A 1,141-nucleotide genomic window follows, 5' to 3' on the forward strand; every position below is an offset into this window, starting at 1 on the left:
CTTTCTTACCATCATCGCTCAGCTGCACCAGACCCAGAGTCCCCGCCGCCAGATTGTTATTGATGGTGGTGATATCACCCGTGTTCTTTGCAATATCAGTGGTATTTTTGGTGATATCGGCCTTATTCCCTGCAATATCAGACGTATTTTTCGTAATATTTGTGGTGTTTTGAGTGATCGCTGTTTTATTGCCTGTGATATCAGTAGTGTTCTGATTAATTGCTGCCGTGTTACCTGCAATATCAGACGTATTTTTCGTAATATCAGTGGTGTTCTGAGTGATGGCGGTTTTATTGCCTGTGATATCAGTAGTGTTCTGATTAATTGCTGCCGTGTTGCCTGCAATATCAGACGTATTTTTCGTAATATCTGTGGTGTTCTGAGTGATGGCGGCTTTATTGCCCGCAATATCAGCAGTATGTCGGGTGATCCCGTCTGTATTCGCCGTCACCTGTTCATTGGTGGCAAACAGCTGGCTGCCGTTCACCGCCTCGGTGGAATCCGCTGCCAGTGCGGCATTGCTGACACCACTGAGTTTTTTGTCACCGAACTCAAATACTGTCGCATCTTTGGCTTTATCACTGAGCACAACTTTCTTACCATCATCGCTCAGCTGCACCAGACCCAGAGTCCCCGCCGCCAGATTGTTATTGATGGTGGTGATATCACCCGTGTTCTTTGCAATATCAGTGGTATTTTTGGTGATATCGGCCTTATTACCTGCAATATCAGACGTATTTTTCGTAATATCGGTGGTGTTCTGATTAATTGCCGCCGTGTTGCCTGCAATATCAGACGTATTTTTGGTAATATTTGTGGTGTTTTGAGTGATCGCGGTTTTATTGCTTGTGATATCAGTAGTGTTCTGATTAATTGCTGCCGTGTTGCCTGCAATATCAGACGTATTTTTCGTAATATCGGTGGTGTTCTGAGTGATGGCGGTTTTATTGCCTGCAATATCCGTAGTATTTTTAGCGATATCGGCTTTATTGCCCGCAATATCAGCAGTATGTCGGGTGATCCCGTCTGTATTCGCCTTTACCTGCTCATTAGTGGCAAACAGCTGACTGCCGTTCACCGCCTCGGTGGAATCCGCTGCCAGCGCAGCATTGCTGACACCGCTGAGTTTTTTACCGCCGAA

The 1,141-nt window shown here is 45.7% G+C and carries 1 pseudogene; it reads right to left on the reverse strand.

From position 1 onward, the window contains the following. A pseudogene (locus tag AAZR23_RS20670) lies at window positions 1–1,141 on the reverse strand (hypothetical protein); the annotation flags it as partial.

This window comes from Morganella sp. Je.2.23 (assembly GCF_051129855.1).
Classification (GTDB): Bacteria; Pseudomonadota; Gammaproteobacteria; order Enterobacterales; family Enterobacteriaceae; genus Morganella; species Morganella sibonii.